8 protein-coding genes are annotated in these 8,402 nt (G+C 70.6%); all 8 read right to left on the bottom strand.

Features of this window, described 5'->3' with window-relative positions:
* Nucleotides 1-937 (bottom strand): helix-turn-helix domain-containing protein (locus AB0J02_RS33365; RefSeq protein WP_363197551.1); only part of this gene is annotated, 937 nt, incomplete at its 3' end.
* A gap of 270 nt (nucleotides 938-1,207) precedes the next feature.
* Complete coding sequence (locus AB0J02_RS33360; protein WP_363197550.1) at nucleotides 1,208-3,508, bottom strand: helix-turn-helix domain-containing protein; 2,301 nt, start codon at nucleotides 3,506-3,508, stop codon at nucleotides 1,208-1,210.
* A gap of 154 nt (nucleotides 3,509-3,662) precedes the next feature.
* Nucleotides 3,663-4,688 (bottom strand): DNA topoisomerase IB, encoded by a 1,026-nt coding sequence (locus tag AB0J02_RS33355; RefSeq protein ID WP_363197549.1) that lies wholly within the window; start codon nucleotides 4,686-4,688, stop codon nucleotides 3,663-3,665.
* Nucleotides 4,689-4,694: 6 nt separating this feature from the next.
* Entirely contained in the window at nucleotides 4,695-4,883 is a 189-nt protein-coding gene (locus tag AB0J02_RS33350) for a hypothetical protein (RefSeq protein ID WP_363197548.1), read from the bottom strand.
* A gap of 498 nt (nucleotides 4,884-5,381) precedes the next feature.
* The gene (locus AB0J02_RS33345) at nucleotides 5,382-5,909 is read right to left on the bottom strand and encodes a DinB family protein (protein WP_363197547.1); all 528 of its coding nucleotides are present in this window, start codon (nucleotides 5,907-5,909) and stop codon (nucleotides 5,382-5,384) included.
* A 57-nt stretch (nucleotides 5,910-5,966) separates the two neighbouring features.
* Entirely contained in the window at nucleotides 5,967-6,764 is a 798-nt protein-coding gene (locus tag AB0J02_RS33340) for an alpha/beta hydrolase (protein WP_363197546.1), read from the bottom strand.
* 256 nt (nucleotides 6,765-7,020) lie between these two features.
* Nucleotides 7,021-7,527 carry a DinB family protein gene (locus AB0J02_RS33335; RefSeq protein WP_363197545.1) on the bottom strand — a complete coding sequence of 169 codons (507 nt, stop codon included), beginning with the start codon at nucleotides 7,525-7,527 and terminating at the stop codon, nucleotides 7,021-7,023.
* Between the two features lie 132 nt (nucleotides 7,528-7,659).
* A complete protein-coding gene (locus AB0J02_RS33330; protein ID WP_363197544.1) occupies nucleotides 7,660-8,346 on the bottom strand; it encodes a TetR/AcrR family transcriptional regulator in 687 nt (228 codons plus the stop codon).
* Nucleotides 8,347-8,402: the final 56 nt, after the last annotated feature.

Genomic DNA, 8,402 nt, shown 5'->3' with positions numbered 1-8,402 from the left:
CCGAGCTGCAGCAGGTCGCATCGGGCCTCGGTATCAGGGGCACCGCGCGGATGCGGGCCGGGTTGACGAACCCCCACCGCTGCGCCACGGACGACACAGAGGGTATGCCGCGCCCGCCGCGGGCCAGTTCACGGGCGCACTCCTCCAGCCGACGGCGCTGGACCAGCCGGCCGACGGTGATGCCCTCGTCCTCGAAGAGCCGGTGGAGGTAGCGCACGGAGATGTGGTGGGCCTTCGCGATGTCCTCCGGTGACATGGCCGGATCCGCCAGGTGCCGGTCGATGTGGTCGCGAATGCGCACCACCAGGTGGCTGCGCGAGCTGTCCGCCTCGGCCCGCGCGTTCCGGGCGTTCTCCACCACCAGGACGGCGAAGAGATCGACGAGGCTGGAGGCCAGTCGGCCCGCGACCGCCGGGGAGTACGCGTCAGCGGAGTCGACCAGCGTGGTCAGGACGGGTTTCAGGACCGCCCCGCAGCCGTGGCCGGTGCCGATCGCGGTGCCGGTGACGCGGCGCAGATCCTCGTCGGGGACGCCCAGCGCGCGGCGTGGCACGTGGACGCGCCGGGTGGCGAACCGCTCGGGGTGGTCCAGGAAGTACGGACGTGCGGTGTCGTACGCGAAGAGGTCGCCCGGGCCCACGTCGGCCCGACGGCCGTCCTGGGTCAGGACGGTCCGGCCCGACACCTGGGCGCCGATCACCACGAACTGGTCGGCGGAGCGCGCGATGTGCGACGCCGTCCGACTGACCCGGTGCGCGTCCGCCTCCACGGCGCAGACACGGAGGAATCCCACCTGCGCGGTGGTGATCCGGCCGGTGAACGGGCCGTCGCCGCCGCGTGTGACGGCCACGGGCGCCAGGGCCCTGGTCATTGCGGTGCGCCAGCAGTCGAGCTGCTCGCTCTCGGACACCGCGTCAGTGGTCAGCACCGGGTTCATCCGGCTCTCCTCTCCGTGCACACCCATGGCGGAGAACTCGGATCCGCAGCGCACATGGATCCGGGCCGGGAGTCGGTGCCTGGTCCTGCGCGGATGTCCCGGCGGCAACGTCGACGCCCGGTTTCTCCGCCATGTCCAGACAATCAGTGCACTATGCCGTTCTCCAGGCAGAAAACAGGCAGAAAGTCGTGCCGGTGGTCCGGCCCCGCGCGGTGCGCCGAGGGAACGGGCCCGTGCGCGCAGAGCAAAGACCGGACGCTTCGGCCGGGGCTACTGTTCCTGAGACGTCTCGGCGAGATGGCGCCGGGCGTCGGTCACGGCCTGCGGAGCGGCGTCGGGGCCGAGGGCGAGACAGCGGGTGAAGGCCTCGCGGGCTTGAGCCGCCTGCCCGGCGGAGAGCAGGAGGAGGCCGAGACGGACGAGTTCGCTGCTCTCCTGTGTGGTGTTCCCGGCGTCGCGCCAGAGGTCCGCCGCGATGCGGCGGTGCTCGACGGCGTCCTCCCACTTCTCCAGCTGGGCGAGGCTGTGCGCCATGCCGGAGTGCAGCCCGGACCGCACGAAGTCCGCGATGTGGGAGGCGATGCGATCTCCCACCCGGTCCAGGAAGGCGAGCGTGCCCCGGAAGGACTCCAGGGCCGCTTCGGCACGGCCGGCCTCCGACAGGGTCAGGGCGTGTCCGTGCTGGGAGTTGAGGCTGCCGTGCAGATCACCGGCGGCTTCGAAGAGACGCCCGGCCCGCTCCATGTGCTCGACGGCCGACGCGTACTCCTCCAGCTTGCGCAGCGCCCAGGAGCTGTAGAAGTGGGCCCAGGCCTCCTGGGTGATGTCGCCCGCGCGCCTGGCGGCGGCCAGCGCCTCGGCGGACCGGTCGAGGCTTTCCTGGAAGTGGCCCTCGCACAGGAGGAGGGCCCAGGCGTGATAGTTGAGCTGTGTCGCTTCGAGGAGCGGGTCGTCCAGGGCCCGTGTGGCTCGTACCGCGGTGCCGAAGACCTCGGGCCAGTGCCCCCAGAAGATCCAGTGGTCGGAGAACCAGTGCAGTGCCTCGGCCACCTCCACCACCCGGGCGTGCTCGCCGACCGCCGCGGCCGCGCGCAGGGCGGCCAGCCAGTTGTCGCCCTCGGCCTTGAGCCACTGAAGGGCCTTGTCGGCGGAGGACAGGTCGACCGACCCCTGCCAGTCCGCCGAAGGCGCACCGTGGCCGGGTTCGAACCAGCGGCCCGCCACCACGGTCGTCTCCAGCAGCCAGCGGTACAGGTCCGCGCGGGCCCGGTGGACGTCCTCGGTGTCCTCCTCGGCCGCCAACCGCGTCCGGGCGAAGAGGCACACCAGGTCGTGCAGGCGGTAGCGGTCCTGGTCGCTGCCCAGCAGTCCGACCTCCACCAGCTCTTCCAGGGTGTCCTCCGCGTCGTACAGCCGCTGGCCGGTCAGCCGGGCGGCGGCAGGAGCGCTGGTGTCCGCCCCCGGGACGAGGGAGAGGCGCCGGAACAGGCGGGCGGCCGTCGGCGTGAGCTGGCGGTAGGACAGCTCGAAGGCGGCGGCGACGCGGAGGTCACCGGCGGCCAGCGCGTCGAGCCGCCGCTCGTCCAGGGCCAGACGGTCGGCGAGGCGGCGCAGTGACCAGCCGGTGCGTGTGGCCAGCCAGTTGCCCGCCACCCGCAGTGCCAGCGGGAGATGGCCGCAGCGGTACGCGACTTCGCCGAGGGCCGCCGGATCGGCCGCGGCGCGCTCCGCTCCGACCAGTGTGGTCAGGAACGCGGCGGCTTCGTCGGGGCTCAGCTCACCCAGCGGGAGTCGGTGCACGCTCTCGAGGCCCGTGAGCATGCGCCGGCTCGTCACGACGACCATCCCCGCACCGGCGCCCGGCAGCAGTGGGCGCACCTGGGCCTCGTCGCGGGCGTTGTCCAGGACCAGCAGCATCCGCCGGTCGGCCAGCATCTGCCGGTACAGACCGGGGTGCCCCTGCGGTCCGGCCTTCGCGAGGTCCCGGTCGGCCACCTGGAACGCCTTGAGCACACTGAGCATGAGCTCGGCGGGGCCGGGTGGCTCGTCGTCCATGCCACGCAGGTCGAGCACCAACTGCCCGTCCGGAAAACGCTCCGCGAGCGTGCGGGCGGCGTGCAGCGCCAGCGTGGTCTTGCCGGTGCCGGGCGGCCCGGAGACCGCGACCGTCACCGGGTGGGCGGCCGGGCCCCGCGCTCCGCCGTCCTCGTCGGAAGCGGTCGGGGCGGCGGCCCGCACCGCGAGCGCGACGAGTTGCGCGAGCTCGCGCTCCCGGCCGACGAAGTCGTCGATGCCGCGGGGGAAGGTCCGCACCCCGGCCGGGTTGTAGCCCCCGCCGCGGCCGCTGCGGGCGACGGCCAGCAGCCGCTCCCGCTCCGCCTCGTTCAGCCCGAGTCCGTCCGCGAGGGCTGCCACCGTGCGCCGCTGCGGAGCGGCCCGCCGCCCCCGTTCCAGATCCCCGATGCCTCGTACGCTGACCCCCGACGCCTCCGCCAGTCCCTCCATGGTCAGCGACGCCGCGAGCCGCAGCTCCCGCAACGCAGCCCCGAACGCCCCGCGCTCACCGCTCACCTGCCCGCTCCTTCCCAGCACGCCCCTGCCGCCCCCCGGCGTGACCTCTCAGATCTTATGAGAGGTCTGAGGCGCCCCGGTCCAGTGCGGGCGACCGTTGCCTACCGCCTCTGACCTGCACGCTCCTCCCTTCGCCGCAGGCGCCGCCACCGCTTCACGCCAGCAGCCGCAATACGGCCTTCTCGATGGCACCCTGGGTCGCCGGATGACCGAACGTGGCGCCGTCGCCCAGCTCGTCGAGGGCATCGGCGATCGTGCGGCCCTGGTCGAAGAGTTCGATGATCCGCGGGTTGATGTACGAGGCCCGACACACCGCGGGTGTGTTGCCCAGATACTCGCTGACCTCGCGGACGGCCCGGGTGACAGCGCCTTTGCGTGCGGTACGGGACTCTTTGGCGACCCGGACGGACACGGCGAGGGCGACTGCCGCGAGGACGGTGGCGTGCCAGGTGCGGAAATCCTTCGCGGTGATGTCGTTGCCCGCGCGGTCGCGCAGGTAGTCGTTGAGTTCGGCGGCGTCGAGCTCGTGCCAGACCCCGCCCTCCCAGTAGGCGAACAGACGCCGGCTGTCGCCGCCCCGGCGCAGCAGGGCGCGCAGAACCTTGCAGGCGGGCGGATCGACGAACGCGCGGCTCTGCGTCTTGGAGTACTTCGCCGGATAGGTGAGAGAAACCTCTCCCGCCCGGCAGGAGGCGTGTTCTTTCAGCAGGGTGGTCAGCCCGTACGTGCCGTTGTCCCGCCGGTAGGACTCGTTGCCGATGCGGAAGAAGCCGAGGTCGAGCAGGCGGACGGCGCAGGCGAGCACACGTTCACGGCAGAGACCGCGGCGGCCGAGGTCCTCCGTCACCTGCGCGCGCACGTCGGGGAGCGCACGGGCGACCTCCAGCACGTGGTCGTGCTTCGCGAGCTCCCGCCGCTCGCGGAACCGTGGGTGATACAGGTACTGGCGCCTGCCCGCGGCGTCGGTGCCGACGGCCTGCACGTGCCCGTTGGGCCACGGGCAGATCCAGACGTCCTGCCAGGCCGGGGGAATGACGAGCCCCCGCAGGCGCTCCTTCTCCGCGAGGCCGGTGATGGGACGGCCCGAGGCATCCTCGTAGCGAAATCCACGTCCCGAACGGACTCGGGCGATTCCGGGTCCGTCGATGTGGCTCGTCCTCAGCCGCCGCGTCTCGTGCATGTTCCGTCAGGAGCCGGGGTGCGCGGCGTCTTTGAGCCTCCATCCATGGCCGGTGCACCCCTCGGGCGGAGGCGGGAAGCGGTGGCCGCGTACGTCGGTGCTGTAGCCGTGATGCCGCTGGCAGTCGCACTCGTAGATCCCCGATTCGGGGACGATCTCGCCGGGGCGATGTACCTGTTCTTGGTTGTCATTCATAGGCCCGGTGTAAGGCCGAGCCTGCCCTTTGCGCGACCTGGGTGCGCCGGACGGGGCCCTGCCCAAGGTCAGCCCCTGCCCAATGCCGTCGAAACCTCTTCGAAAGCCAGACGCCACTGTGAGCCCTCATCCGTGAACGGAAGAGGGTTCGAACTCGGTGATCTCGGCGCGGAGTGCGTCGACGCGATGTTCCCTGCCCTCGCCGCTGCCTTCCAGTGACCGTCCCCGTGTCCGGAGCGAGCGCGAGCGTGGGGTCGGCGAACATGCCGAGCGCGCGCCGCGGTGCGGTCGTCCAGCTGGTTGTGCCGGGTGCGGTTACGGGGGACGTGGACGACACCCGGCAGCCCGAAGGCGGCGCACGCCTCGGCCGGGGACACGACGAATCTCATGCTGAGGTCTTTGCGTTCTGGAGGCCGACGATGGTCTGCAGGCCGCCGCCGGCTCGAAGCGGGAACCGAGTGCGTGCTTGCGCGGTCCTCGTGACCGCGCAAGCACGCCTCATGCGCCGGTGACTCCGTCGATGCCCTCGCGGATGAGGTCGGCATGGCCGTTGTGACGTGCGTACTCCTCGATCATGTGCACCATGATCCAGCGCAGGGAGACGCCCGGATCGCCAACCTGGCCCGCTTCCTGTTCGGACAGACTGCCGGAGTCGTCCAGCGAGGCGTCAGCGATCAGCTCACGGCCTCGGTCGACCTCCGCTTGCCAGGCCGCCATGGCCTCGTCGATTCCTCGTTCCGGCCGGAGCGCGAAACCATCGGCGCCGCTCTCCGCGAATACTGGCGATACCTGCTGATCCGCGAATATGCGCTGGAACCAGTTGCGTTCCACTTCAGCCAGGTGTTGGACGAGACCGAGCAGCGTCATCGAAGACGGCGATACCGCGGCGAGTCGTAATTGATCATCTCTGAGCCCCGAACACTTCAGGGCGAGAGTTTCACGGTGAAAGTCCAGCCAGGCTTCCAGCATGGCGCGCTCGTCGGCGTGCGCGGGCGGGACAGGCCGTCCATCCGGGGTCGTGTTCATCGGCACACTATGGCAGCGGTGGGCCGTCGAGCGGTCAGACCGCAGGGTCGCAAGCACCTACTCGACAGAGGGCCGGAGGAAGACGCGCAGGGCGGGCGCGATGGCGCGGGCCAGGTCCTCGGCGGTCTGGAGGGCGCCGTCGATCGCAGTCGTGGCCAGTTGCCCATTGGGGAGGGTGTCAACAACCCTTGTGGCAAGAGCGGTTGGGTGACGCGGGTCGGTCCCAGGGAAGACGAGGGTCGGCGTCGTGATCGTGGAGAGTTCGTCGACGTTCCGGAAGGAACGGTCATGGCCGATGGCTGCCGCGGCCACGATGCTGGCGGGGGTCGACCGGGGTATGGCGTCGCGCACCATGGCCCCGACGACGGGCGGAAAATCGGCGAGGACGGGCTCCCAGCCGGCCTCGATTCCGTCGGCTGCAACACGGGCGGCGAAAGCGTCGAGGAAGCGGATCTCGGCTTCCTTCGCCTCGTCGTCCTCGATGTCCTCGACCCCGATCAGAACGGCGGCCCGGACTCGCTCCGGATGAGCCGCCGCGGTCCGGAGCGTGATCGTGGAACCCAGACCCGCGCCGGCAAGTACGGCTCCGGAGAGCCCGAGACGGTCAAGGAGCCGGACTGTGTCGTCCGTGTACTGGGACCAGGAATAGCGGGCCGGGTCCGTGCAGACCGAACGTCCATAACCTCGTAGGTCGGGAAGTACGACCAGGCAGCGGTCGGCCAGTCGTTCGGCCAGGGGGAGCATGCTCCTGTGATCGGGGCCGCCTGCATGCATCAGGACGAGTGGCCGGCCTTCTCCCATGGTGGTGGCGTACAGGACGCAGTCGTCTGCCGCCCGGTAACTGATCTCCGTCATGCGCCGAACCTAGGCCGGGCACGACAGCGGCCGGTACATAAAAACCGCCCACTCATAGAGCGCTCCCGCCAGCCGCCAGTTCCCGGGCACCACCCGTCCCGGTCGACGACCGGGACGGCGCACCGAGCGCCCGGCATGGTGGGACAAGCCCGTGAGTGTGGATGCCGCTCCCCGGTCAACCGGCGCACCGCGCGAGGGCGTTACCGCCCAGTGCGCCGGTCTCTTCCCCGGGGACGCCGGGGCACATGCGTCGGATCTAGCCGCCGGTCGTGCCGTCGAGCAGCTCTCGCAGGATGTCCAGGTGGCCGTTGTGGCGGGCCGTCTCCTCGGTGAGGTGCAGGAGAATCCAGCGGAGGTCGACATGGAGACCGTCGCGGACGGATCGCTCGGCCCGGTCGTCCAGGCCGTTCCCGGCAACCAGTTCGCGGTAGCGGGCGCTCTGTTCGGCGTATTCGCCGAGCAACTGGGCGAGCGGGAAATCGACGGCGATGCGCATCTCGCGATCGGGGTCGTCATCGGTCCAGGGACCCTGGTCCTCCTCGCCGAGGAAGACCACCTGGAACCAGTAGTACTCGACCCAGCGGAGGTGATTGAGCACTCCGCTCATGGTCATCAGCGGTGAGCCCGGCAGGATCGCCTTGCGGGCGTTCTCCGCGGAGACGCCGTCACACTTGGCGCGGGCGGTGTCACGTGCGTAGTCGAGAAACGTGGTGAGCTGGGCGCGCTCGTCCCACGTGGGCGGTGTGTCGTCGATTCTGGTCATCGTGCGAAGCGTCCCCGATCACCGCGACCGATGTCGAGGAATTCAAGGGCGTGGCCCGAGTTGCTCCACCGTTGCAGCAACGACGCAAGCCTTCATGTCGGCCACCCCGTCATGGAGCGCCTCGTGCAGGCCCTACTGCGGCGGCGTCGGAGTCGCGTCAGTGGGCCGGGCTGACTGATGGGAGCGTGGTCGGGCCTGTTCTTCGGCGGCGTCAAGTGCGGGCGCGAGTGCGGCGAGCGCGGTACGGAGCAGGCCGGGCAGTGAGCCGGACGGTATGACGAGCCCGGCGGCTCCGTGGTGTGCGGCGGGAGCTTGGAGCCACTGCTGGAGCGCGATGCGGACGGCGGCGGCCAGGCTCGCCGCGAGGACGCGGGCGGTGGGGGTGCCGGTGTCGCCGAGGCGCTGGCCGATCGCGGTGGTGAGGGGGTGCTCGATCGCTGTGGCGGCGTCGAGGAACGTGTCGCGGAGTGCGGGACTTGTGGTGATCAGCAGGAGTTGGTCGTGGTCGCGCGGTTCCGTGTACTGCTCCAGGATCGCTTCGGTCAAGGCGTCGGCGAGGCGGACGTGTCCGGGCGTAGCTGCCACCGCCGCGGCGACTCGGGATTCCCGTTCGGCGGTGACGGCGGCGACGATCGCCTGTTCGCGACTGGAGAAGTAGTTGTTGTAGGTCCTCGGCGAGACCCCGGCCGCCTCCGCGATGTCGTCGACGCGGACATGGTCCGGCCCACGTTCAAGAGCCAGCCGCAGTGCCGCCTCACGCAGTGCCACTCGCGTGGCCTGCTTCTTCTCTTCGCGCAGTCCGGTCCGCCTTGTCGTCACTCCCGCAGTCTCCCAGCCCAAGTGCGTGCACGCAAACTTGCGGGCACGCATTATTT

The organism is Streptomyces sp. NPDC050264 (assembly GCF_040655895.1).
In the GTDB taxonomy this organism is placed as follows: Bacteria; Actinomycetota; Actinomycetes; order Streptomycetales; family Streptomycetaceae; genus Streptomyces.
The sequence above is the reverse complement of the archived record's forward strand: the minus strand, read 5'-3'. Positions and strand labels throughout refer to the sequence as shown.

Coding starts and splice junctions, on each gene's coding strand:
- AB0J02_RS33350 (WP_363197548.1), bottom strand. CDS start 4,883: ATGAATGACAACCAAGAACAGGTACATCGCCCCGGCGAGATCGTCCCC.
- AB0J02_RS33335 (WP_363197545.1), bottom strand. CDS start 7,527: ATGACCAGAATCGACGACACACCGCCCACGTGGGACGAGCGCGCCCAG.
- AB0J02_RS33355 (WP_363197549.1), bottom strand. CDS start 4,688: ATGCACGAGACGCGGCGGCTGAGGACGAGCCACATCGACGGACCCGGA.
- AB0J02_RS33340 (WP_363197546.1), bottom strand. CDS start 6,764: ATGACGGAGATCAGTTACCGGGCGGCAGACGACTGCGTCCTGTACGCC.
- AB0J02_RS33345 (WP_363197547.1), bottom strand. CDS start 5,909: ATGAACACGACCCCGGATGGACGGCCTGTCCCGCCCGCGCACGCCGAC.